Consider the following 23,089-nt stretch of genomic DNA (forward strand, 5'->3'; position numbering starts at 1 on the left):
CAAACATGCGAATAATTGTTTATGGCAGTTTACGACGCAAGCAAGGCAATAGTCATTGGATGACGAACGCTCAGTGGTTGGGTGACCACGAGCTGGAAGGCTACGCGCTCTATAATCTGGGGCACTATCCGGCAGCCGTTCCAGGGGATGGAAAAGTCTATTGTGAAGTTTACCGCATCACGTCATCCATTATGGCTGAACTGGATGAACTGAAAAGTAATACAAAAGATTATAAACGTGAGCTGATTTCCACTCCGTACGGCAGTGCCTGGATCTACCTCTATATACGTTCGCTCGAAGGCGTACCGCGTATTGAAGGTGGTGATTGGCTCAAGCGTGCGGAAGATGTGAAGTAAGAACGCTGAGCAAGGTCGTCGTTCCGTTGATACCAAACACATCTCTTCTAAAACCAGGGAGAGAGACATAAAAAAAACACCGTCCAATGGGCGGTGTTTTTCTTTTTACTAAACTGTGTCAGTTTTCATCTCTGCTGATATGGAAATCTGCTGTATCGAGTTCAAAATCTTCTTCCATACCGAGTTTTTTCAGAATAGCTGGTAGCACTTGATGGATCGTCCGCATCCCTACCAATAGCTCGTTCATATAGATATCCGGATGTAATCGTAAAGCATTTGTCCCAAAACTTTCTTCTTCTGCCTCAACAGAAAGCGTGTCACTAGATGAGTTCACAAGGTCTAATAACTCTGCTTTTAAAGGGATTCTTGCTCGTAGCACTTTGTTCTTAATTTTATTCACTAAACGAATACAGTTGGTTTTAACTTTGTATCTAAAACATAAAATATCCGGCGATAAATCATTATTTATTCTTATTTTACATGCGGATAGCGCTAGTAGGCTATATTCTAACTCTGATACGGTATCGAATAAATCTAGCTCATCATCGTACATGAAATCTTCAATATATGCAGAGTAGAAGCCATATACTCCATTGAGAGCATTATACATTTCATAGATTAACGAAGTGATAGGATTAGCATTTATAGCATCCCAGAGCTGTTCCTCTAAATCTTCATCATCTATATCTGCATAATCAGCATCTAACTCGTGAGGGAAATCTTTGGGTATCTTGATACCAATTTGGTTCAGTACATCTAAAGTCTGGTGGCACAAATCATTCATTTCATCTAGCAAGGGGTAGGTTTCAATCCCAGTTTCAGCGTTTTGAAGTGCTGAGTTTGCAAGGAAATGAATTAATCCTTCCCATTTTTCAGCATTCTCTACAGAGCCAGCCAAGAGTATAAATGCCTCATCAAAGGTATTAGAGCCAATAATCTCTCTAACCTTTTTCTCCATTTCTGATGACATATGGTCACCTTTTTTCCATTTTGTAATCTGAGTGGGCGAAACACCAAGTTGGATAGCTAACGCCTTCTGGCTGCAACCTAGCTTATCTAATGCTCGTTTAATCAAATTTTCGCTAAGCATAGGAGACACCTCTTTAATTTTTATTTAGTGAAATTAGTGTGTTTTTTACTAAACTCATTTTAATGAATGATTTAGTTTATATCTATGTAAATTTACTAAACAATCTAATGTGCGAAGATAGAGAGAGGGTCTTGAGAAAAAGACTTTAAAGGATATTGTTTTGATATCAGATGGTTGCGATTTTACGAACATAAAAAAACACCGTCCAATGGGCGGTGTTTTTCTTTTTATACGGCTTGTACGGCCACCAGTCAGCGGCCGCGTAGCTCAAACAATTACTTGTTTTTAGCGCGTTCGAAAGAGGTCACGATCTCTTCCTTCGCGGCAGCAGCGTCAGCCCAGCCGTCAACTTTAACCCATTTGCCTTTTTCCAGCGCTTTGTACTGCTCGAAGAAGTGGGTGATCTGGCCGCGCAGCAGTTCTGGCAGGTCGTTCACATCTTTAATGTGATCGTACTCTTTGCTCAGTTTGGTGTGTGGTACTGCAACAACTTTGGCATCTTCGCCAGATTCGTCGGTCATTTTCAGCACGCCAACTGGACGGCAGCGAATGACTGAGCCTGGTTGCAGTGGGTACGGCGTTGGGACCAACACGTCTACCGGGTCACCATCAAGGGACAGGGTGTGGTTGATGTAACCGTAGTTGCATGGGTAGAACATCGCAGTCGACATGAAGCGATCCACGAACAGTGCACCGGTATCTTTATCTACTTCGTATTTGATGGGATCAGCATTAGCTGGGATTTCGATAACTACGTAGATATCTTCTGGCAAGTCTTTGCCTGCCGGCACATTGATTAAGCTCATTTTGGTTTCCTTCATTGAACCAGGAATTGGAGTGGCGGACATTATAGCCAAGTCCGTCACGATTTCCTGTCCTTTTCGTGGTGGGGATTTCTGGTGTTTCTCTCTTTTTCCCTGCTGTTAATCCCTATTGTTTGGCATGAAAGTTTTCTGAGTCCTCGCTTTACCGCCTAACTGCCTGTTTTACGGTTTCTTCTCAAGATTTTCACAAAATAGTCGATAACAAATGACATAAAAAAGTCTGCGGCATTGACAGATTACCTCTCTTCATTTTCCTCCATTTCCTAAACCACCGGATAACACAGCATGTTGAATAAGTTGAGCGTAAAGGCAGGGTTGATCGCCTTGTTAGGGGTAATGACCCTGATTTTATTGTTGGTCAGCGTCTTAGGAGCCAACGCCATTCGCCAGAGCGCCTCCTCGTTGCAGCAAATTAACCAGTTGCAGGGTGAAGAGTTGGGTTCGCTGGCGGAGAGTTACAGCTTCTCGCTGCGCGCTCGCGTGGCAAGCAGCGTGGCCGTGCGTCAGTTGGAAATTGGCATGGTGGATGACTCGAAGGCCACGGCGGGGCGAGTGGCAGGCTATTTGAAACAAGCCGATGAGAAAGTGGCTCTGTTTGTGGGGATTGATGATGGCAACGAGCAGGGGCGTGCGCTGACCAAGGCCTTGAAAGACGCCTATGATGCTTATAAAGCCAACGGTTTGCTCCCCGCGCTAGCGGCGATTCAGTCACAAAGCAGCGACGCCTATTACGACGTGTTAGAAAACAAAATGACGCCGTACAGCAACGCCTACGATAAGGCACTGAGCGATTTCCGCATTTACGCTCAGGAGAGCACCCAGCAGCGCATTGAGCATGCTCGCGCCCAGTCGCGCATCCAGCTGACCATTATTATTGTTGCCTGCATCGCTGCGATCTCTATCGCACTGCTGTCGTGGTTCGCGTTGCAGAAAATCATCATGCATCCGCTGAGCACCTCGATTGCCCAACTGGAGTTCATCGCGGCGGGCGATTTGACCCATGACATCGATGATTCGCGTAGCAACGAAATGGGCCGTCTGCTGCGCGCCATGAAGAAGATGCAAGACTCGCTGGCGGCCTCCGTTGGCCGAGTGCGCGATGCGGGCAATCAGATTGACGTCGGCACCCGCGAACTGGCTGCCGGAAACGTGAATTTGGCGCAGCGCACCGAAGAGTCGGCGGCTTCGCTGGAAGAGACGGCGGCTAGCATGGAGCAGTTGACCTCTACGGTGCGTATGAACGCCACCAACTCCGAGCAGGCGAATCAGCTGGCGCAGAGTGTCTCGAGCATTGCCGATAAAGGCAGTCAGGTGGTGAATCACGTGATGGATAAAATGCGGGCCATCACTGACAGCTCGAAACGCATTACCGACATCATCACGGTGATTGACGGTATTGCCTTCCAGACCAATATTCTGGCACTGAACGCCGCCGTTGAAGCTGCTCGCGCCGGTGAGCAGGGGCGCGGTTTTGCCGTGGTGGCGGGCGAAGTTCGTAGTCTCGCGCAGCGCAGCGCGCAGTCGGCAAAAGAGATCAAAGAGCTGATTGTGGACTCTGAAAGCCGCATCTCGGAAGGGGAAACCATGGTCAAATCGGCGGCCGGCACCATGACGGAGATTGCCAACGAAGTGCGCCGCGTTACCAGCTTAATGCGTGAGATTTCTATCGCCACCACCGAGCAGACGCACGGTATCGAGCAGGTGAATATCGCCATTACCCAAATGGATCAGGTGGCGCAGCAAAACGCCGCGCTGGTGGAAGAGGCGACGGCGGCAACGCGCTCGCTGGAAGAGCAAGCGCAGTTACTGGCGCAAAGCGTGTCGGTGTTTAAGCTCAGCCAGCAAGATTTGGTGTAAATCGAATCCAAACTAATGGCTTGGGCAAATAAAAAGGTTCGGCAAATGCCGAACCTTTTTTATGTAAGTGATGTACAGAGATAACGCGTTCTTATTGTGGGTAAGCGTCGTCTGGGAACTCAGCGATGAAGCGTTCTGCATCTTCAACCATAGAACGGTTGCCGACGAAGAAAGGTGCGCGCTCGTGCAGCTTTTGCGGAATGATGTCCAGAATACGGTTTTTACCGTCGCTGGCTTTACCACCGGCTTGCTCGGCAAGGAACGCCATCGGGTTGCACTCATACAGCAGGCGCAGTTTACCGGTAGGGTGACTTGCGGTGCTTGGATAGATATAAATGCCGCCTTTAAGCAGGTTACGGTGGAAATCCGCTACCAGAGAGCCGATATAGCGCGAGGTGTAAGGGCGATTTGTGGCTTCGTCCTGCTCCTGACAGTACTTAATGTACTTCTTAACGCCGAGCGGGAATCTGATGTAGTTGCCTTCGTTAATGGAGTACATGTTGCCCTTCGCAGGGAAACGGACTTTTTCATGAGACAAGCAGAAGACGCCGAGTGAAGGGTCATAGGTGAAGGCATGAACGCCCGCGCCCGTGGTGTAAACCAGCATGGTGGAGGAGCCGTAAACCACATAACCTGCCGCGACCTGACGGTTGCCCGGTTGCAGGAAGTCAGCTTCGGTGACCGGTTGGCCCAGTGGAGTGGTACGACGGTAAATAGAGAAGATGGTGCCGACAGAGACGTTGACATCAATGTTGGAGGAGCCATCAAGGGGGTCCATCAGGATCACGTATTTTGCATTTTCAGCACGTTCCCCTTCAAAGACGACAATCTCATCTTCTTCTTCCGACGCGATACCGGCAATTTCGCCGCGCGCTAACATCGCCGCTTTTAACTTTTCATTGGCGTAAAGGTCGAGTTTCATCTGAACTTCGCCCTGCACGTTTTCTACACCACTTGTACCGAGAATATCGACCAGCCCGGCTTTGTTGATGTCCCTATGAATGATTTTTGCGCCGAGTTTTATTGCTGAAAGGAGAGCGGTCAGCTCGCCCGTCGCATGGGGAAAATCCTGCTGCTTTTCAACAATAAATTCGCCTAACGTTTTCATGACGCATTCCCTAAATCTAGGATGGATAACGGTTTATTAATGAAACCTTAACATGAGCACGAGCAGTTTAGCCCAAATATATGGATGAATCCTAGGCAAATCCATTTCTTCTGGAGGATTCTGAGCGGTAGAATAGCGGCTGACTTAAAGGCATTAATGGAAAACATATGCGCATTCATATTCTTGGGATTTGCGGCACCTTTATGGGCGGGCTGGCAATGCTGGCACGCGCACAAGGGCATCAGGTTACCGGTTCAGATAACAACGTTTATCCACCAATGAGTACGCTGCTGGAGAATCAGGGTATTGAACTGATCCAGGGTTACGACCCCGCGCAGCTCGAGCCTCGTCCTGATCTGGTGATCATCGGCAACGCCATGACGCGTGGAAACCCGTGCGTGGAAGCTGTGCTGGAGCAGGGCATTCCTTACGTTTCTGGACCACAGTGGTTACACGACCACGTGCTGCCGGGCCGCTGGGTGATTGCCGTTGCGGGCACCCATGGTAAAACCACCACGGCTGGCATGGTCGCGTGGATCCTAGAAGCCTGCGGCTACGAGCCGGGCTATGTCATCGGCGGCGTGCCGGGCAACTTCGACGTCTCTGCACGTCTGGGTAACAGTCCGTTTATGGTGATTGAAGCCGACGAATACGACAGCGCGTTCTTCGACAAACGTTCCAAGTTTGTTCACTACAGCCCGCGCACGCTGGTGCTGAACAACCTTGAGTTCGACCACGCTGACATCTTCGACGACTTAAAAGCTATCCAGAAACAGTTCCACCATTTGGTTCGTCTGGTGCCGGGTCAGGGGAAAATCATTCTGCCCGACAATGACACGCCGCTGAAACAAGTGATGGCGATGGGCTGCTGGAGTGAGCAGGAGTTTGTTGGTGAAGCCGAAACCTGCGCCTGGGATGCCAAGAAGCTGACCCCGGACGCCAGCTCGTTCACCGTCTACCTGCGCGGTGAGAGCGTCGGCGAAGTGCACTGGTCGCTGGTTGGCGAACACAACATGCACAATGGCCTGATGGCGATCGCCGCGGCGCGTCACGTCGGCGTTAAGCCTGAAGATGCCTGCAAAGCCTTGGGCGATTTCATCAATGCCCGTCGCCGTCTCGAACTGCGCGGCGAAGCCTATGGCGTGAGCGTGTATGACGATTTTGCTCACCATCCGACGGCGATTCTGGCCACCCTTGCTGCCTTGCGCAGTAAAGTCGGCGGTACCGCGCGCATTTTGGCCGTGCTCGAACCGCGTTCTAACACCATGAAAATGGGCATGAGCAAGAATGAGCTGGCGCCAGCGCTGGGCCGTGCCGATGAAGTCTTCCTGTTACAGCCTCAGCACATTCCTTGGCAAGTAGCAGAAGTTGCTGAGCACTGTGTGCAGCCGGCTCACTGGAGCGCGGATGTCGACTCGCTGGCCGATTTAGTGGTGAAAGCCGCGCAGCCGGGCGACCATATTTTGGTGATGAGTAACGGCGGCTTCGGCGGCATTCACACCAAACTGCTGGATGCTCTGGCGGCGAAATCTGTGGCGGTCGAGCAGGAATAAGCTTCAGCCTGTTGGAACCTTCTTAAACACAGCTCCGGCTGTGTTTTTTTATGGCTGAAAGGCAGCAGGGCGCGGAAAAAAGGATAAAAAAAAGCTCCCGCAATACACGGGAGCCAAAGGGTGTCGTCGGACAGGACGACGAGGGTCTCGGGAAGTTAAGAGCACGGCAGTGGCAGTGTCAGCTCTCTTTCCAGCCTCAACAGCGCTTATTCTTATCGCTGGGTGGCTATTGAAACCGGGACTTCAATACAACAATTTTTCTACTTATGAGGGTGACTCGCTTCGCTCAATAAAGCTTATTTATAGAGCTCAGCCGTCGCGTGATATGCGCCTTCGTTATAAGCCTCAATCACACGGTAAGAGGTCGCGCCTTTGCTGTCGGCTTTGTCAGACAGTTGCTGGCGGATATCCATAGGTACGCCGTTAACGCCGCTGACGCTAATGGTACCCATAGGTTGTAAATTCTGTGCCTGATCGTTGGTGACCAAGTTGGCAGCTGAAGCGCCAAATGAGATGGCAGAGAACAGGCTAAGTGCAGCGATAGTAGTAGTGATTTTCATGACAATTTCCTGATATTTATGACGTTGATGCAGGTTATTTGATAGCAACGTCGATTCATGTTTTGGATTCATCAGGTCTGTATTATCAAGATTGAAGGGCGTTTTTGCGCTCTGGAAACTTGGTGCGTTGCAGCGATAAATCCGTTTTTTAATGCTTCGGCCTCTATTTCTTAGGCCAGATAATTTGTCTTACTCAAACTTCTCTTACTAAAACGTCTGTGACTTCAACGTCTTATTGGTAAATCTCTGCCGTTGCGTGGTAGTTGCCTTCTTGGCGAACTTCAATCACGCGGAAGGCTTTTGCACCTTGCTCATCCGCTTTATCAGATAGTGCCTGACGAATATCCGTAGGAGCACCGGCCACGCCGCTGACGCTAACCATACCGACGGACTGCAGATTTTTAGCCTGATCTTGTGTGACAGGTTGTGCTGCAAATGCGCCAAATGACAGTGCAGAGAGAATGCTGAATGCAGCGATAGTAGTTGTTACTTTCATGATTGACCTCGTCTCTTTTATTATGTAGTCCGAACAAACAGTGATTCACATCACGGAAATGAGTATACATCTAGTAACCCGAAATATTAATAGTTTGCTAATAGTTTTTGGTGTGGTTATAAGGGGGCTAGTAGTGTTTTTAATAACAGAAAAGAATAAAAAACGGCTTAAAATTGACCTTTTGAGGGTATTGTCTAGATAAATTAATGGGTTATGTCATTTGAGCTATTTGTGCTGAATATTGCAGAGATTCACACTATTGAAACCAGCATGTGAAGATGGTGTGACTGGTAGGGTCGTATTTAACAGGATGACATCTTGACAGGTCGTTTGGAAAACAACCTGATAGGTGGGTTTTAGGGTTAATAATTTATAAATAACCAGTAAAGAAGGTAGAAAAGGGTGCTCGCAGGATACCGTTGAGTACTTCACGGGTCACCTGCGCATATAATGGAGTGGCTTTACGCTGAGGAAGAGCGCGATTAAAGCTCTTGTTCGAACAGACTGAGAATGGCTTCGTACAGCTGTTTCACGCTAAACCCGCGGGCTGGCGTGGTGAAAATGGTGTCATCCCCGGCGATGGTGCCAAGAATGCCTTCCGATTTGCCTAATGAGTCCAGCAGGCGGGCAATAAGTTGCGCTGCGCCCGGGCTGGTGCGGATCACCACAACGGCATCGTTATAGTCGATATCCAGAACCAGGTTTTTCAACGGGCTGGTGGTGGTCGGGACACCAATCTCGGCCGGCAGGCAATACACCATCTCCATTTTCGCATTGCGGGTGCGTACGGCACCGAATTTGGTCAGCATGCGAGAAACTTTAGATTGGTTGATGTTCTCAAATCCGTCCTCTTGCAAAGCAAGGACGATTTCGCCTTGAGAACTGAACTTCTCTTCCTTCAATAAGGCTTTGAAGGCTTTAATTAGATCTTCCTGTTTGGCAGGATTACGCATTTTGCACCCTAAGGTCATAACGATAGTGCGGGTGATTATGCATATATATGAATTTTTATGCAATAAAGATAATCACGCATTACCCTGAGTTGTGCGCAATGTCTGGTTATACCCATTTATCCAGCGATGAATTTAGTAATGAATATGCTGGAATTGTGCATTGTTGACATAAGACATAGTTATTAAATTGTTATGGAATTGATATTGTCCTGATGCCATCAACGGGTGTAATGTAACCGCCGGTTAACCTGTCGTGTTTCGTGACGCTATTTTTATGATGTCATTGATTTATGCCATTGATGCATAAGCAAATAATCTTAAATAAAGCCGACATACAGCCAAAATTACCGCGTAGCTTCTCAATCTCAGGTATAGAGATTGTTGCAGTAGTGCAGTGGATGATGGTCACTACCTAGATGAATTCACGGCGCTTTTTAAGTTTATGATAATAAAGGAGTATAGGATGAAAGTTGCAGTTCTCGGTGCAGCTGGCGGTATCGGCCAGGCCCTCGCCCTTCTACTCAAGACCCAACTGCCTTCAGGTTCAGAACTCTCTCTGTATGACATTGCCCCCGTTACCCCGGGCGTAGCAGTTGACCTCAGCCACATCCCTACAGCAGTAAAAATCAAAGGTTTCAGCGGTGAAGATGCAACGCCTGCACTGGTTGGTGCTGACGTGGTGCTGATCTCTGCTGGCGTAGCTCGTAAACCGGGCATGGACCGTTCCGACCTGTTCAACGTGAACGCGGGCATCGTCCGTAACCTGATTGAGCAAGTGGCTAAAACCTGCCCGAAAGCACTGATTGGTATTATCACCAACCCAGTGAACACCACCGTTGCCATCGCAGCAGAAGTGCTGAAAAAAGCCGGTGTTTACGACAAAAACAAACTGTTCGGCGTGACGACTCTGGATGCTATCCGTTCAAACACATTCGTGGCTGAACTGAAAGGCAAACAGCCTCAGGACATCGAAGTACCTGTGATCGGCGGCCACTCAGGCGTGACTATCCTGCCACTGCTTTCTCAGATCCCTGGCGTCTCTTTCACTGAAAGTGAAGTCGCTGATCTGACTAAACGTATCCAGAACGCGGGTACGGAAGTGGTTGAAGCGAAAGCCGGTGGCGGATCTGCAACCCTGTCTATGGGTCAGGCTGCGGCACGTTTCGGTCTGTCTCTGGTTCGTGCTCTGCAAGGCGAAAGCAACATTGTTGAATGTGCTTATGTTGAAGGTAAAGGCGAACACGCCCGCTTCTTCGCACAGCCAATTCTGTTGGGTAAAAACGGCGTAGCCGAGCTGAAAAGCGTGGGTACTCTGAGCGCATTCGAGCAGCAATCTCTGGATTCAATGCTCGACGTACTGCGTAAAGATATCGAGTTAGGTGAGCAGTTCATCAACAAGTGATATCTGCCTAGGCAGTGCCAAATCAACCGCCGGTCTCCCCGGCGGTTTTTTTATGCGTTGTTTGCAAGAACCTCAGGCTTTATTTGGGGAACGGATTTTTCGCTCAATTCTTTTAGAGGTCGTAGGATCAAAATATCTGTTCGGCCAAATGAGGGAAGGGTGGATACCTATTGCATCAGCAATAATGCGCTCTCCTTTAGGCCACGGCCGCGATAATGCATTTGCTAGGGTTGATGAACTCAAACCGGCCTCTCGTGATACTGCCGCCAGGGTGGTGCCTTTCTTGCGTAATGCAGCAATAATGTCTGCCTGATGCCAATTTTCTTTATGTCCTTTCATACGTATTCCCTTTTATTATCGGCAAGTTGATCGTCGTAATATTGATATGATTTTTGGTATCAAGATCCAGAATATGAGCTTTAAAAATGGATGTTCTTGGTTTCTGAAAAGCTTTTCATTTTTGGGAAAATATCTCTTTATTCTTGCTAACGCAAATGAGTAATACAAATTGTTCTAAATTAATGGCGCAAGTTAATCAAAACCGCCTATTTATTAGGAGGATAAATGAATGACTTTTTTTGCTACTTTAAATATATGAATAAGATGTCTGACTAATTACCGACAGCCGTGAGGTCCTTGGTGGCAAGTGAGTGAGGGTTGTAAAAGATTTTCGCTCATCACTTTTGGTTTTATCTCTTTGAAAAATATTGGTTTAATGATTTTGATTGGTTTGTTGACTAACTGTTTAATACTTTCCAAAAAACACTGATTGTGTATTTATTAACTTTCATAAAAAAGATTAATCGATATCTGGGCTTCTTTTGTTACTTATTGAAGTGAGTTAATCAGCTTTATTACTTCTATTAAGTAGTGCTATAAGTTATCTGCTTTTATTAAATCTAAAGCTAAACGGAAAGCAGAACAGGCCATTTATGGACATTTTCATGGTCTCAGCGCGTTATAACAGCATTCTTTTGTGCAAATGCACAATATGAAAAGGAACGTTATGAAAAAAGAGTGGTTTTCAGCGAGGGAATTAATTGGTTTCGACGGTCTGCCAAATTCAACTCAGGGCATTCACAGTATGGCACGGCGTCAGGCATGGTTAAAACGCCGTCGTTGGGGTGTTCAGGGACGCGCCGTTGAATATCACATTGGCACTTTACCGATTAAGGCGATGAATAGCCTGGAAATGAAAGAGCAGTCCGCTGAATATGTTTACACTGCCCATCAAGATCCTCTGGCGATTTGGATTGAGAGCTACAAACAGTTAAAAGAAGATGAGCGGGATTTAATTATCAAATTCATCGTGCGGGAAGGGATGTCAGAGGTGTTAAATCGATTGAGCGCTAAGCCTTATACGCCTGATGTCTGAAGCCATGTGAAATGACAACTGTACCGCAGCCGAATCGCGGTACAGCCGTTTTAAGAGGCGTGGATTAGAAATCTCTTCTTACCGCAATATGCGCCAAGCCTTCCAGCGCCGTACGGTAAGGCGATTCTGGCAAGACCTGCAATGCGCGAATCGCCTTATCAGCTTCTTCTTCAGCGCGAGCGCGAGTGTAGTCCAGAGAACCCCACTGGTGCATCGCTGCCAGAACCGGCTCCAGCAGATGGCGGCCATTTCCTTGCTCAATAGCACCACGGATCATGGCTGATTGCTCGGCATCGCCGTGCTTCATGGCGTGAAGCAGAGGCAGGGTGGGTTTGCCTTCGTTCAGGTCATCGCCGGTGTTTTTACCCAGCGTCTCGCCATTCGCATCATAATCCAGCAAGTCGTCGATCAACTGGAAGGCCGTGCCCAGATAGCGGCCATAGTCTTGCAGACCCTGAATTTGCTCGTCGTTGCCGCCGGCCAGCATGGCCGATGACTGGGATGCCGCTTCGAACAGGCGGGCCGTTTTGCTGTAGATAACCTGCATATAGATCTCTTCCGTAATGTCCGGATCGTTGCAGTTCATCAGCTGTAAAACTTCACCTTCGGCAATCACGTTGACGGCTTTCGCCATCAGCGCCAGCACCGGCATTGACTCTAAATCCGTCATCATCTGGAAAGCGCGGGTATAGATAAAGTCGCCAACCAGCACGCTGGCGGCATTGCCAAAGGCCGCATTGGCTGTCGCTTTTCCACGGCGCATATCAGATTCATCAACCACGTCGTCATGCAGCAACGTCGCGGTATGGATAAACTCGATAAGGGCGGCGATGGTCACATGCTTGTCGCCTTCATAGCCCAACGCGCGCGCGGTGAGTACGGCGATCATTGGGCGAATGCGTTTACCACCGCCACTAATGATGTAATAGCCCAACTGATTGATCAGTGATACATCAGAATTCAGCTGTTCCAGAATGGTTGCGTTGACCGCAGCCATGTCCTGCTCGGTGAGATCGATAATCTGTTCTAGGTTCATTGTGTTTTTTCGGCTGCGTTACTCTTCACCGCAATGAGATCTGGCTCACATTGGCACATGGCGCTAACTGTAAAGGGGATTGTACTTGAAAAACAATGGAGATAAATGCCATCTAGTGAACTGCGCTTTTTTTCTTCTTTTGTCGTGAAAGTGCTCTTGTCATATGCTGATTTTTTGCGTAGAATTCGCGCCCTATTGTGAATATTTATAGCGCCCTCTGGACTATACAAAGTTGAGTGCGCGGAAAGCGGAGTTTTATATGTACGCGGTTTTCCAAAGTGGTGGTAAACAACACCGTGTTAGCGAAGGGCAGACTATTCGCCTTGAGAAATTGGACATCGCAACTGGTGAAACAGTTGAGTTCGACCAAGTTTTGATGATTGCTAACGGTGAAGAAATCAATATCGGTCTGCCATTAGTTTCTGGCGGTTTGATCAAGGCTGAAGTTATTGCTCACGGTCGTGGCGACAAAATTAAGATCGTTAAATTCCGTCGTCGTAAGCATTACCGTAAGCAACAGGGCCACCGTCAGTGGTTCACTGATGTTAAAATCACCGGCATTAGCGCTTAAGTTTAGGAGAGCGGAACAATGGCACACAAAAAGGCTGGCGGCTCCACACGCAACGGTCGCGATTCAGAAGCTAAACGTCTTGGCGTAAAACGCTTTGGCGGCGAAGCAGTACTGGCAGGCAGCATCATCGTTCGTCAGCGCGGCACCAAATTCCACGCTGGTAACAACGTGGGTTGCGGTAAAGACCACACTCTGTTTGCTTTGGCTGACGGTAAAGTCAAGTTCGAAGTTAAAGGCCCGAAAAATCGTAAATTTATCAGCATCGAAGCTGAATAAATTTCTCGAGTCTTAAGAAAATAGATGTAAGCCCCGCAATTCGTTGCGGGGCTTTTTACATTCTGGTTCGCCTAAGTATGGCAGGGACATGGACACGAAATCGCAGGCGCCTATAGGGATTCTGTTAGCGGTGATCACGGCAATGTGCTGGGGTTCGCTGCCTATAGCGATGAAGCAAGTGTTAGTCGTCATGGACCCTTTCACTGTCGTCTGGTTTAGGTTCTCTCTGGCCGCAGTGGTGCTGGGATGTATTTTGGCATCACGGCATAGATTGCCGCCGATGCAAATGTTCAAAAGTCCTCGCTGGTTGATTTTACTGTTAGTCGCGACCTGTGGGTTATTGGGCAATTTCGTCTTGTTTGGGTCATCTCTGCAATACCTCAGCCCTACGGCGTCGCAGGTTATCGGGCAGTTATCACCCGTCGGCATGATGTTCGCCAGCGTCATTATCTTGAAAGAGAAGATGCGCGTAACCCAAGTGATTGGGGCGGGCATGCTGATACTCGGCTTGGTGCTGTTCTTTAATACCAGCCTGATTGAAATTTTCACACGTCTCACGGATTACACCCTGGGTGTATTGCTGGGGATAAGTGCGGCAACGGTTTGGGTTATTTACGGCGTTACGCAGAAGGTCTTATTGCGGCGGCTAGCCTCACCTCAGATCTTGTTTTTGCTGTACACTTTATGTTCTATCGCATTGCTCCCGCTGGCCAGTCCGGCGATGCTCTCGCAGCTCAATAGTTGGCAATTTGCCTGTTTATTGTTTTGTGGCGCGAATACGTTAGTAGGATATGGCGCATTAGCGGAAGCGATGGCGAGATGGCAGGCGGCACAAGTAAGTGCATTTGTTACCCTGACGCCATTGTTTACCCTGCTATTTTCAGATTTATTAGCACTTGCCTGGCCTAATATGTTTGCTGCACCAGTGCTTAACCTAATTGGTTATTTGGGAGCATTCGTGGTGGTGGCGGGAGCGATGTTTTCCGCAATTGGCCATCGTTGGTGGCCTGGTCGGACAGAACAAACCCTGGTGGCGACTCTTAAGCAGCCGGGTGAATGATTTACGGAGACGGTACACATGAAGTTTGTAGATGAAGCCACAATTTTGGTCGTGGCAGGTGATGGCGGTAACGGCTGTGTCAGCTTCCGTCGTGAAAAATATATCCCTCGTGGCGGCCCTGATGGCGGCGACGGCGGCGACGGCGGCGACGTCTATGTGCTGGCAGATGAAAACCTCAACACGCTGATCGATTTCCGTTTTGTGAAATCTTATCGTGCAGAGCGCGGCACCAATGGCCAGAGCAGCGATTGTACGGGTAAACGTGGCAAAGACATCGTCATCAAAGTCCCGGTCGGTACGCGTATTCTGGATCAGGGCACTGGCGAAGTATTGGGTGACATGACCCGCCACGGCCAGCAGCAGATGGTTGCCAAAGGCGGTTTTCACGGCCTAGGTAACACCCGCTTCAAATCATCCGTAAACCGTTCCCCTCGCCAAAAAACGATGGGCACCAAGGGTGAGATGCGCGACATCTCTCTGGAACTGATGTTGTTGGCTGACGTGGGCATGCTAGGTCTGCCGAACGCCGGTAAATCAACCTTCATTCGCTCTGTCTCAGCCGCTAAACCAAAAGTTGCCGATTATCCATTTACTACGCTGGTGCCAAGCTTGGGCGTTGTGCGTATGGATAACGAGCAGAGCTTCGTGATTGCCGATATCCCAGGCCTGATTGAAGGGGCTTCGGAAGGCGCAGGTTTAGGTATTCGCTTCCTGAAGCACCTTGAGCGCTGCCGCGTGCTGCTGCATCTTATTGATATCGCACCAATCGATGAATCTGATCCGGTTGAAAACGCTAAAGTTATCATCAACGAACTGCAGCAGTATGATGCCAAATTGGCAGAAAAACCGCGCTGGTTGGTGTTCAACAAAGTTGATCTGATTGAGAAAGAAGAAGCTGAAGCTCGTGCTAAAACCATCGCCGATGCTTTGGGTTGGGAAGGAGATTACTATCTGATCTCTGCCGCCAATCGCGAAGGCGTTAACGCGCTGTGCTGGGATGTGATGAAGTTCATCAATGAAAATCCTAAGCACATGGCTGTTGAAGCTGCCGTGCCAGAGAAAGTTGAATTCATGTGGGATGATTACCACCGTGAGCAACTGGCTGAAGTCGAAGCCGAAGATGACGACTGGGATGATGACTGGGACGAAGATGATGACGAAGGCGTAGAGATTATCTACGAACGTTAATTCTGCGTTTAATTGATTATTTACACGTCGATAAAGGCCGCTCTACAGCGGCCTTTTTTCATGCATACATTGGAGGTTCAGGCTGGGCTTAGTATTTGTCGATAAAGGTTTCTGGTAGCCAGCACTGGGCGCAGAGGCCTTGGGTATCTTTGCGATTGCTCAATTGCAGATTGCCGCCGTGCAGTGTGGCAATGCGCACAATGATATTCAGCCCCAGCCCGCTGCCACCGTATCGCTGGTCAACGCGTTTGAAAGCCTGAGTCAGCTCACTGGCTTTCTGTTCATCAATTCCCGGGCCGTTATCCTCGACTTTCACCACTGCGCCCTGATTCTCACTTAGCAGGGTCAAGGTTATCTCACCACCCTCCGGGCCATACCTAAAGGCATTTTCCACCAGATTGCGCACCATCAGGCGTAGCAGGATGGCGTCGCCCTGAATCACCCGCTTCTCAGGCAGGGAGTAGCGCAGAGACTGTTGGCGCAGGGTAAGCATCTCCTCCAGCTCCTCCTGCAGAGGCAGCACCACGTGCTCGACCAAGTCCACCTGATCATAATGCCCCTTCGCGAAGTTTTGCCCCGCACGCGATAGCATCAGTAGCTGCTCGATAGTCAGCATCAGCTGATCGATGCGGCTAATCAAGGTCTTGCTGCCTTCCACACCTTTCTGCTCCATCAGCTCGAGGTGCAAACGCACTCCGGCCAGCGGCGTGCGCAGCTCATGGGCGGCATCGGCGGTAAACAGCCGCTCTTGCTGAATGGTGTTGGAAAGCCGGGCGAAAAGCTGATTCAGCGCCTTAGTGACCGAGACGATTTCGCTGATTTCGCTGTTAAGCGGCAGGGGGGATAAGTTGTCCGCCGAGCGAGTTTCCAGCCGATTCTGCAATTGGTTAAGTGGCCGAATGATCCAGCTGATAGCCCAGAAGGAGAGCAGCAGCGTGACGGCCATCATCAGTAGGGAAGGGGCAATCAGCGAGGCAATCGCCTCGGCTATCTCTTTCTCAACATGGCTATTGCGCACCTTGGCTGAGAGCGTGTCGTTGACCAACAGGTTGATCTGTTCCTGACTCTCATGCCAAAGCCAAAACACGCTGGTGAGCTGAGTGACGAACAAGATCAGCGCCAGCATGACGAGCAGCCGACGCCGCATGCTGTTCATTCAGAGACCTCTAAACGATAGCCGTTACCGCGAATGGTGCGGATAACCTCTTTGCCTAATTTGCGGCGCAGGTTGTGCATATGCACTTCCAGCGTGTTTGAGCCGAGATCGTCATTCCAGGTGTAGAGATCTTGCTGTAGAAGTTCGCGATTCACGGTTTGGCCTGCCCGCATCATCAGCCGGGAAAGGATAGCGAACTCTTTCGGCGTCACTTCGACGGGAGCGCCATCTTTATAAACTTGCTGGGTGGAGAGGTTAATTTTGAGGTAGCCGACGATAACCTGATTATCGCTCTGCCCCTGATAGCGGCGGATTAAGGCTCTGACCCGCGCCAATAGCTCGACCAGCGCGAAAGGTTTAATCAGATAATCATCTGCACCGGCATCAAGGCCGTCTACGCGATCCTCAAGGGCATCGCGCGCTGTGAGGATCAGCACGGGGATGGAGATATGCTCCCGGCGCCACTGGCGCAGGAGAGAGGCGCCATCGCGATCGGGTAGGCCCAGGTCTAACACCACCAAGCTGTACTGGCTTGCCAGAATTAGGCCATGGGCCTCTGCCGCTGTCGATGCGCAATCACAAGCGTAATTCTCTCCGCTGAGGGCCAGTGCCAGACCCTGACGTAAGAGTTCATCATCTTCAACGATCAGTAATTTCATCGTTTAGAACTCAGTTATTTTGATATACATCCCGATAGAGACGGCTTTCAAAACGAACCAACGGTGCTCTACGCGTGCGCTGATCTTCCGGCGGAACAGCATAGCCAGATAAGAACTGCACAAAGGCCATACGTTGGCCGCTGGCCGTCGTGATGAAGCCCGCGAGGTTATAAACGCCAGCCAGTGAGCCGGTCTTCGCAGAAACTTTTCCATCCACGCCCGCTTCGTGCAAACCACCACGATATTGCAATGTACCGTCATGGCCCGCCAGAGGGAGCATTGATATGAAGTTTAGCTCCTGATCGTGTTGAGCAATGTATTGCAGCACTTGCATCATGGTCGCAGGTGACAACAGGTCGTGGCGCGACAGGCCAGAGCCATCTACCTGAATAGAGTTACCTAAATCGATACCGGCTTTCTGGCGAAGGATCTGACGCACGGCGTCGGAGCCCGCACGCCACGTGCCCGGCACGCCAAAACGCTGGTGTCCTATGGTGCGGAACACGGTATCAGCAATCATGTTGTCTGACTTCTTCAACATGATGTGCAGCAAATCGTGCAGCGGCGCGGACTGCGTTTGGGCCAGAACCGTACCCACTGGCGTCGGCTGTGTCTGGCGCTTCAGCGTGCCGTCGATTTGAATCTCAGCCTGTTGCAGCTCATCTTTAATGATGGCACCGGCATAGCTCGCTCCGTCTTGAATGGCGAAGGCCAAAGGCAGAGGTTCGCTGCGCTGGGTCAGGCAGCCCGTCAGCGTGTAACGGTTGAGTTCGCCAGGCACCACGTCCAGCTCGCAATATTGCGCATCAGGTGAGCCTTTCGCCAGTGTCCGCACTTCGCTAAACATGTGGACTGGATAGTATGATGCGACGCGAATGAAGGCGTTATCATTAGGTTTTGGCGCACTGTAGAGCGAAACCGAGAAGCAGTTTCGATCGACAATTGCCGCCGCCGGCGGTGCGCTGAAGCACTGGGTAATATCGTTCCACGGCCAGCCTGGCGCTTTGTCATGGCTGGCGAAAACCGAGCTGTCGATGATCACATCGCCAGTAATTTGTTTGATGCCCTGCTTGCGTAATGCAGCCACCATATTGCGAATATTCTGACGCTTAAAGGTGGGATCTCCACCGAAACGCGCGACCAGATCGCCTTTCAGCACACCATCGCTGACGGTGCCTTTGGTTTCGAATGTGGTCGTAAACCGGAAATCCGGGCCTAGCTGGAGCAAGGCTGCCAGCGCGGTCAAAATTTTCATCGTACTGGCGGGCAAAGCCATCTGCTGCCCGTGATAGTCTATCGAAGGGGTTGTGGCTCCAATCTTCTGTACCAGTAACGCCAGGTTTGTACCGTCGGGCAGATACTCGGTGTAATTTTCGACCTGAGCTGCGTTTGCGTTCAAAACAAACGCGCAAGCTAATCCACTGACAATTTGTAAAAAACGCATTATTTTGAGTAAGGGCCTTGGGTAACTGCGGAATGACGTGCCGCCATACTACGATGCTACGAAGTGGGGTGCAACGAGGGCGAAAGTAAACGATGACCCTCAGGGAACTCTACGTTAAAATACGTATCAAAATGCAAAACCAATCCTGACTTGGGTCTTTGACTCCGGGTTAGGTTTTTTTTGTTTTTAGCCAGAGAGAGTCGGTCAAGAGCACTGACTTATTTCTACCTGATTCGATCAGGACGGTGTTTACCGAAAGGACAAGTTAGAGGTAGTTAATATATGAAACCGATTCCGATGACATTACGTGGCGCAGAAAGATTACGTGAAGAACTTGATCATCTTAAGAGCGTTCGTCGCCCGAAGATCATTGCAGATATCGCCACTGCACGTGAACATGGCGACTTGAAAGAGAATGCTGAATATCACGCCGCTCGTGAACAACAGGGCTTCTGTGAAGGACGTATTCAGGAGATCGAAGCCAAGCTTTCTAATGCTCAGGTGATCGACGTAACCAAAATGCCGGCAACGGGTCGCGTGATTTTTGGTGCCACGGTATCCGTGATGAACCTTGATACTGAGGAAGAGCAAAAATACCGCATCGTGGGTGATGATGAAGCAGATTTTAAGCAAAATCTGATTTCTGTTAACTCGCCTATTGCCCGTGGTTTAATTGGCAAAGAACAAGATGACGTCGTGGTGATTCGCACGCCAGGCGGCGATGTTGAGTATGAAGTGTTGAAGGTCGAATATCTTTAATCCGCCTCAGCCAACCTGAATAAAAGGTGCCATTCTTCGAGCTCGGCCCCCATTCAAAACTCTCACTTCCCGCGTGAATTACCTCACAGGGAAGTGAAAACTAACGTAAAAAGGCCGCGAGCGGCCTTTTATTGAAAGTAATAACGTGTCACCGTTCCACTTATCTACAGCGTTTTTCGTTAAACCTTAAACAATTAACGCGGTAAGATAATTTTGCGGTCTTCAGTCGAAGGGCGATAAAGTACCAGAATATTGCCGATGACTTGCACATTGCTCGCCTTGGTTTCACGCACAATAGCGTCAACAATCAAGGTCTTCGTTTCACGCTCTTCAGCGGCTACTTTCACTTTGATAAGTTCGTGGTGTTGCAGAGCCAGTTCGATTTCTGCGAGCACACCTTCGGTAAGGCCGTTATTACCTAGCATGACAACCGGTTTGAGTGGATGTGCCAGACCTTTCAGGTACTGTTTTTGCTTATTGTTAAGATTCATCGTCTTTTTTGCTTAAGTTGGGATTGAAAACGGGTCATTCTACCGCCATCTCATGGTTATCACCAAATCGGACTGCTTTGGCGCGAAGATTTGAGTGGCTTTAGCTATCGACGTAATGACGCTAAGAGCTTGTTCCAAATGCTCTATATGAGTGTTAATGGAAAATTAAATGGTTAATAAATAATGTCTAATAAAAAGCGTTCTGCAAGTTCCAGTCGCTGGTTGCAGGAACACTTTAGCGATAAATATGTGTTACAAGCACAGAAAAAGGGCCTACGTTCCCGCGCCTGGTTTAAACTGGATGAGATACAGCAAAGCGACAAACTGTTCAAACCAGGAATGACCGTGGTTGACTTGGGCGCTGCGCCGGGTGGTTGGTCACAATTTGCTGCCACCCAAATCGGGCATAAAGGCCGCATTATCGCATGCGATCTTTTACCTATGGATCCCATCGTTGGAGTCGACTTTCTTCAGGGCGACTTTCGTGATGAATTAGTTCTCAAAGCTCTGTTGGAAAGAGTGGGAGATAACAAAGTTCAGGTGGTCATGTCCGATATGGCCCCGAATATGAGCGGTACTCCGGCAGTCGATATTCCAAAATCGATGTATCTGGTTGAGTTAGCGCTGGATATGTGTCGTGATGTATTGGCACCAGGTGGAGGTTTCCTGGTGAAGGTGTTCCAGGGAGATGGCTTTGATGAATACCTACGGGAAATTCGCTCCCTTTTTACGAAGGTGAAGATTCGTAAGCCAGACGCTTCTCGTGCACGTTCGCGTGAAGTGTACATCGTAGCGACAGGGCGGAAACTGTAATACCCTAACGCTGTTTGTTAACACAGTTGTAATATGAGGTTAATCCCTTGAGTGACATGGCGAAGAACCTGATTCTCTGGTTAGTCATCGCGGTTGTATTGATGTCTGTATTTCAGAGCTTTGGGCCCAGCGAGTCTAATGGCCGTAGGGTAGATTATTCTACCTTCATGTCCGAATTGACCCAAGACCAGATTCGTGAAGCACGTATCAATGGACGTGAGATTGACGTTGTTAAAAAAGATAGCAACAAATACACGACCTACATCCCAGTTGATGACCCTAAATTGCTGGATACGCTGCTGAGCAAAAACGTGAAAGTTGTTGGCGAACCGCCAGAACAACCTAGCCTGCTGGCCTCTATTTTTATTTCATGGTTCCCGATGCTGTTGTTGATTGGCGTCTGGATATTCTTTATGCGGCAGATGCAGGGCGGCGGCGGCAAAGGGGCAATGTCCTTTGGCAAGAGCAAGGCGCGCATGCTGACGGAAGACCAAATTAAAACCACTTTTGCTGACGTCGCTGGTTGTGACGAAGCCAAGGAAGAGGTTAGCGAACTGGTAGATTACCTTCGCGAACCAAGCCGTTTCCAAAAACTGGGCGGTAAGATTCCAAAAGGCGTGTTGATGGTAGGCCCTCCAGGTACCGGCAAAACCTTGCTGGCGAAAGCTATCGCGGGTGAAGCAAAAGTACCTTTCTTCACGATTTCCGGTTCCGACTTCGTTGAAATGTTCGTGGGTGTGGGTGCATCTCGTGTGCGCGACATGTTCGAACAAGCGAAAAAAGCAGCGCCATGCATCATCTTCATCGATGAGATTGACGCCGTAGGTCGCCAACGTGGTGCTGGTTTGGGCGGTGGTCACGACGAACGTGAACAAACGCTGAACCAGATGCTGGTTGAAATGGACGGCTTTGAAGGCAACGAAGGCATTATCGTTATTGCTGCAACTAACCGTCCAGACGTACTTGACCCAGCGTTGCTGCGTCCAGGTCGTTTTGACCGTCAAGTGGTTGTTGGCCTGCCAGATGTTCGCGGTCGTGAGCAGATCCTGAAAGTCCACATGCGTCGTGTGCCACTGGCACCAGATGTTGACGCATCTGTGATTGCACGTGGTACGCCGGGCTTCTCTGGTGCTGACTTAGCTAACTTGGTTAACGAAGCGGCTCTGTTCTCTGCTCGTGGCAACAAACGCGTTGTTTCGATGGTTGAGTTCGAGAAAGCCAAAGACAAAATCATGATGGGTGCGGAACGTCGCTCCATGGTGATGACCGAAGCGCAGAAAGAATCTACGGCATATCACGAAGCGGGCCACGCCATCATTGGTCGCCTGGTTCCTGAGCATGACCCAGTACACAAAGTCACTATCATCCCTCGTGGACGTGCTTTGGGTGTGACCTTCTTCCTGCCAGTAGGCGATGCGATTAGCGCCAGCCGTCAGAAGCTCGAAAGTCAGATCTCTACCCTGTACGGTGGTCGTCTTGCTGAAGAGATCATCTACGGTGTAGAAAAAGTCTCTACCGGTGCATCCAACGACATCAAAGTGGCGACTTCCATTGCGCGTAACATGGTTACCCAGTGGGGCTTCTCTGAGAAATTGGGTCCATTGCTCTACGCTGAAGAAGAAGGCGAAGTGTTCTTGGGTCGCTCAGTCGCGAAAGCCAAACACATGTCTGACGAAACTGCTCGTATCATCGATCAGGAAGTTAAATCTCTGGTTGAGCACAACTACCAACGTGCCCGTAAGCTGTTGATGGAAAACATGGACATCCTGCATTCAATGAAAGATGCATTGATGAAATATGAAACCATTGAAGCGCCACAGATTGATGACCTGATGAACCGCAAAGATGTTCGCCCGCCAGCTGGCTGGGATGAGTCTAGCGCGAAAAATGGTAACGACAGTTCCAATGACGGTGGCGCCCCTAAAGCACCAACGCCAGTAGACGAACCGCGTACGCCGAATCCAGGCAACACGATGTGTGAACAATTTAGCGGCAAATAAGCCGGTAATTGGACATCATTGTTGACGTTGTTAATAAAAACCTCGGGCTTGCCCGGGGTTTT

24 protein-coding genes are annotated in these 23,089 nt (G+C 49.4%); 12 read left to right on the plus strand and 12 right to left on the minus strand.

What is annotated here, in order from left to right; translation table 11 throughout:
• Nucleotides 1–5: 5 nt before the first annotated feature.
• Nucleotides 6–356, plus strand: a complete 351-nt coding sequence (locus SBO83_RS16550; RefSeq protein ID WP_034795217.1) for a gamma-glutamylcyclotransferase family protein — start codon at nucleotides 6–8, stop codon at nucleotides 354–356.
• Nucleotides 357–474: 118 nt separating this feature from the next.
• Here the strand turns inward: SBO83_RS16550 and SBO83_RS16555 are convergent, their stop codons facing one another.
• Nucleotides 475–1,446 (minus strand): helix-turn-helix domain-containing protein, encoded by a 972-nt coding sequence (locus SBO83_RS16555; protein ID WP_396132288.1) that lies wholly within the window; start codon nucleotides 1,444–1,446, stop codon nucleotides 475–477.
• Between the two features lie 275 nt (nucleotides 1,447–1,721).
• On the minus strand, nucleotides 1,722–2,252 hold the full coding sequence (gene ppa / locus SBO83_RS16560) for an inorganic diphosphatase (RefSeq protein WP_034795220.1): 531 nt from the start codon (nucleotides 2,250–2,252) through the stop codon (nucleotides 1,722–1,724).
• Between the two features lie 303 nt (nucleotides 2,253–2,555).
• Between ppa and SBO83_RS16565 the strand changes: the two genes are divergently transcribed.
• Nucleotides 2,556–4,127: a methyl-accepting chemotaxis protein gene (locus SBO83_RS16565; protein ID WP_396132289.1), complete on the plus strand. Its 1,572-nt coding sequence runs from the start codon at nucleotides 2,556–2,558 to the stop codon at nucleotides 4,125–4,127.
• A gap of 91 nt (nucleotides 4,128–4,218) precedes the next feature.
• On the opposite strand, the gene fbp is transcribed toward SBO83_RS16565, so the two are convergent.
• Nucleotides 4,219–5,235, minus strand: coding sequence for a class 1 fructose-bisphosphatase (gene fbp / locus SBO83_RS16570; RefSeq protein ID WP_353500665.1), 1,017 nt, complete (start codon nucleotides 5,233–5,235; stop codon nucleotides 4,219–4,221).
• A gap of 167 nt (nucleotides 5,236–5,402) precedes the next feature.
• Between fbp and mpl the strand changes: the two genes are divergently transcribed.
• Entirely contained in the window at nucleotides 5,403–6,788 is a 1,386-nt protein-coding gene (gene mpl / locus SBO83_RS16575) for a UDP-N-acetylmuramate:L-alanyl-gamma-D-glutamyl-meso-diaminopimelate ligase (RefSeq protein ID WP_396132290.1), read from the plus strand.
• Between the two features lie 296 nt (nucleotides 6,789–7,084).
• Here mpl and yhcN (SBO83_RS16580) read toward each other — a convergent pair whose 3' ends face one another.
• From yhcN (SBO83_RS16580) to argR, 3 genes are all read right to left on the minus strand, one after another.
• Entirely contained in the window at nucleotides 7,085–7,348 is a 264-nt protein-coding gene (gene yhcN / locus SBO83_RS16580) for a peroxide/acid stress response protein YhcN (RefSeq protein ID WP_353500667.1), read from the minus strand.
• Nucleotides 7,349–7,580: 232 nt separating this feature from the next.
• Nucleotides 7,581–7,844: a peroxide/acid stress response protein YhcN gene (gene yhcN, locus SBO83_RS16585; RefSeq protein ID WP_100938234.1), complete on the minus strand. Its 264-nt coding sequence runs from the start codon at nucleotides 7,842–7,844 to the stop codon at nucleotides 7,581–7,583.
• Nucleotides 7,845–8,326: 482 nt separating this feature from the next.
• Complete coding sequence (argR, locus tag SBO83_RS16590) at nucleotides 8,327–8,797, minus strand: transcriptional regulator ArgR (protein WP_353500668.1); 471 nt, start codon at nucleotides 8,795–8,797, stop codon at nucleotides 8,327–8,329.
• 463 nt (nucleotides 8,798–9,260) lie between these two features.
• Between argR and mdh the strand changes: the two genes are divergently transcribed.
• Complete coding sequence (mdh, locus tag SBO83_RS16595; RefSeq protein ID WP_034795231.1) at nucleotides 9,261–10,199, plus strand: malate dehydrogenase; 939 nt, start codon at nucleotides 9,261–9,263, stop codon at nucleotides 10,197–10,199.
• Nucleotides 10,200–10,271: 72 nt separating this feature from the next.
• On the opposite strand, the gene SBO83_RS16600 is transcribed toward mdh, so the two are convergent.
• Complete coding sequence (locus tag SBO83_RS16600) at nucleotides 10,272–10,538, minus strand: helix-turn-helix domain-containing protein (protein ID WP_353500669.1); 267 nt, start codon at nucleotides 10,536–10,538, stop codon at nucleotides 10,272–10,274.
• Nucleotides 10,539–11,205: 667 nt separating this feature from the next.
• Here SBO83_RS16600 and SBO83_RS16605 point away from each other — a divergent pair.
• Nucleotides 11,206–11,574 carry a DNA-binding protein gene (locus SBO83_RS16605; RefSeq protein ID WP_396132291.1) on the plus strand — a complete coding sequence of 123 codons (369 nt, stop codon included), beginning with the start codon at nucleotides 11,206–11,208 and terminating at the stop codon, nucleotides 11,572–11,574.
• Between the two features lie 64 nt (nucleotides 11,575–11,638).
• Here SBO83_RS16605 and ispB read toward each other — a convergent pair whose 3' ends face one another.
• On the minus strand, nucleotides 11,639–12,610 hold the full coding sequence (gene ispB, locus SBO83_RS16610) for an octaprenyl diphosphate synthase (RefSeq protein ID WP_396132292.1): 972 nt from the start codon (nucleotides 12,608–12,610) through the stop codon (nucleotides 11,639–11,641).
• A gap of 259 nt (nucleotides 12,611–12,869) precedes the next feature.
• Between ispB and rplU the strand changes: the two genes are divergently transcribed.
• The 4 genes from rplU (at nucleotide 12,870) to cgtA (ending at nucleotide 15,705) form a co-directional block, all read left to right on the plus strand.
• Nucleotides 12,870–13,181: a 50S ribosomal protein L21 gene (gene rplU / locus SBO83_RS16615; RefSeq protein WP_034795239.1), complete on the plus strand. Its 312-nt coding sequence runs from the start codon at nucleotides 12,870–12,872 to the stop codon at nucleotides 13,179–13,181.
• Nucleotides 13,182–13,199: 18 nt separating this feature from the next.
• Nucleotides 13,200–13,457 carry a 50S ribosomal protein L27 gene (rpmA, locus tag SBO83_RS16620; protein WP_034795241.1) on the plus strand — a complete coding sequence of 86 codons (258 nt, stop codon included), beginning with the start codon at nucleotides 13,200–13,202 and terminating at the stop codon, nucleotides 13,455–13,457.
• 88 nt (nucleotides 13,458–13,545) lie between these two features.
• Nucleotides 13,546–14,517 (plus strand): DMT family transporter, encoded by a 972-nt coding sequence (locus SBO83_RS16625; protein WP_353500672.1) that lies wholly within the window; start codon nucleotides 13,546–13,548, stop codon nucleotides 14,515–14,517.
• Nucleotides 14,518–14,535: 18 nt separating this feature from the next.
• Nucleotides 14,536–15,705: an Obg family GTPase CgtA gene (gene cgtA / locus SBO83_RS16630; protein ID WP_353500673.1), complete on the plus strand. Its 1,170-nt coding sequence runs from the start codon at nucleotides 14,536–14,538 to the stop codon at nucleotides 15,703–15,705.
• A gap of 88 nt (nucleotides 15,706–15,793) precedes the next feature.
• Here cgtA and pmrB read toward each other — a convergent pair whose 3' ends face one another.
• Genes pmrB through dacB form a run of 3 tightly spaced genes read right to left on the minus strand, consistent with a single transcriptional unit; the run spans nucleotide 15,794 to nucleotide 18,964 of the window.
• Nucleotides 15,794–16,861, minus strand: a complete 1,068-nt coding sequence (gene pmrB / locus SBO83_RS16635; RefSeq protein ID WP_396132293.1) for a two-component system sensor histidine kinase PmrB — start codon at nucleotides 16,859–16,861, stop codon at nucleotides 15,794–15,796.
• Nucleotides 16,858–17,520, minus strand: a complete 663-nt coding sequence (pmrA, locus tag SBO83_RS16640) for a two-component system response regulator PmrA (protein ID WP_353500675.1) — start codon at nucleotides 17,518–17,520, stop codon at nucleotides 16,858–16,860. The genes pmrB and pmrA overlap by 4 nt, the downstream gene beginning before the upstream one ends.
• A 10-nt stretch (nucleotides 17,521–17,530) precedes the next feature.
• A complete protein-coding gene (gene dacB / locus SBO83_RS16645) occupies nucleotides 17,531–18,964 on the minus strand; it encodes a serine-type D-Ala-D-Ala carboxypeptidase (protein WP_396132294.1) in 1,434 nt (477 codons plus the stop codon).
• Nucleotides 18,965–19,246: 282 nt separating this feature from the next.
• On the opposite strand from dacB, the gene greA reads away from it, so the two are divergent.
• Nucleotides 19,247–19,723 (plus strand): transcription elongation factor GreA, encoded by a 477-nt coding sequence (gene greA / locus SBO83_RS16650; protein ID WP_353500677.1) that lies wholly within the window; start codon nucleotides 19,247–19,249, stop codon nucleotides 19,721–19,723.
• Nucleotides 19,724–19,917: 194 nt separating this feature from the next.
• Here greA and yhbY read toward each other — a convergent pair whose 3' ends face one another.
• Nucleotides 19,918–20,214 carry a ribosome assembly RNA-binding protein YhbY gene (yhbY, locus tag SBO83_RS16655; protein ID WP_034795256.1) on the minus strand — a complete coding sequence of 99 codons (297 nt, stop codon included), beginning with the start codon at nucleotides 20,212–20,214 and terminating at the stop codon, nucleotides 19,918–19,920.
• A 183-nt stretch (nucleotides 20,215–20,397) separates the two neighbouring features.
• Between yhbY and rlmE the strand changes: the two genes are divergently transcribed.
• Nucleotides 20,398–21,027, plus strand: a complete 630-nt coding sequence (gene rlmE, locus SBO83_RS16660) for a 23S rRNA (uridine(2552)-2'-O)-methyltransferase RlmE (RefSeq protein WP_034795258.1) — start codon at nucleotides 20,398–20,400, stop codon at nucleotides 21,025–21,027.
• 56 nt (nucleotides 21,028–21,083) lie between these two features.
• Entirely contained in the window at nucleotides 21,084–23,027 is a 1,944-nt protein-coding gene (gene ftsH / locus SBO83_RS16665) for an ATP-dependent zinc metalloprotease FtsH (protein ID WP_396132295.1), read from the plus strand.
• The last annotated feature ends 62 nt before the right edge of the window (nucleotides 23,028–23,089 follow it).

This window comes from Ewingella allii, assembly GCF_044430645.1.
GTDB classification, from domain to species: domain Bacteria; phylum Pseudomonadota; class Gammaproteobacteria; order Enterobacterales; family Enterobacteriaceae; genus Ewingella; species Ewingella allii.